The organism is Pseudochrobactrum sp. AO18b (assembly GCF_000409565.1).
In the GTDB taxonomy this organism is placed as follows: domain Bacteria; phylum Pseudomonadota; class Alphaproteobacteria; order Rhizobiales; family Rhizobiaceae; genus Pseudochrobactrum; species Pseudochrobactrum saccharolyticum.
Genome location: NZ_ANNO01000176.1, coordinates 1 through 966 on the forward strand (window position 1 = coordinate 1; position 966 = coordinate 966).

The 966-nt window shown below is 61.5% G+C and carries 1 protein-coding gene; it reads left to right on the forward strand.

Annotation, left to right across the window (positions count from 1 at the left end; translation table 11 throughout):
• On the forward strand, positions 1-966 hold a 966-nt coding region (locus A918_RS0107620; RefSeq protein ID WP_022710486.1), incomplete at both ends, for a cation:proton antiporter.

The following is a 966-nucleotide window of genomic DNA, read 5'->3' on the forward strand; positions in this document are numbered from 1 at the left end:
GGACGGCCGCGGCGCTTCTGGTCGTCCTCGGCGCTGCCGTGCTTATGCAGGCAGGCGGGCTTTCGATGGCGATGGGCGCGTTTCTTGCTGGCGTCCTTTTGTCGGAATCATCATTCCGCCACCAGCTCGAAGCCGATGTCGAGCCATTCCGCGGATTGCTCCTCGGCCTCTTCTTCCTTGGCGTCGGCATGGCGCTCGACCTGAACATCATCGCCGCAAACTGGGTGGTGATCGTAATCTCGGTGCCGGCTTTCATGATCCTCAAAATGGCGGTGATCTATAGTGTCGCGCGCCTGCTGAAGGCCGACCACCGGGAAGCGATCGAGCGCACGGTCCTAATGGTGCAGGGTGGCGAGTTCGCCTTCGTGCTCTACGCCACAGCCACCCAGTTCGGCATCCTCACTTCTGAATGGAACGCCAACCTGACGGCGATCATCATCATTTCCATGGTCCTGACACCACTGATGATCATCCTGCATGACAGGCTGCTGCCGAAGACGGAGCAGTCAATGGACGGTGTCGAAGCGGCCGAGAACCTGTCGGGCAGCGTCCTGCTCATCGGCTTCGGACGCTTCGGCCAGATCGTCAGCCAGCCGCTTCTGGCGCGTGGCCATTCGATTGCGATCATCGAGACAAGCACCGAGGCGATCCGCGATGCCGAGGATTTTGGTTTCAAGGTCTACTATGGTGATGGGGCACGTCTCGATATTCTCCACGCCGCCGGTGCGGAAAATGCGAAGGCGATCGTCATTGCCGTCAACGACGCGAAGGCTGCCAGTACAATTGCCGAACTGGTCAGGCACGAGTTTCCGCTCGTGCTGGTGCTGGCACGCTCGATCGACCGCGAGCACGCTATCGAACTGGTCCACGCAGGCGTCGACTACCAGATGCGCGAGACCTTCGAATCCGCCCTCACGCTGGGCGGGCGGGCGCTGGTTATGCTCGGCGACGCCCCCGAAGCGGTCC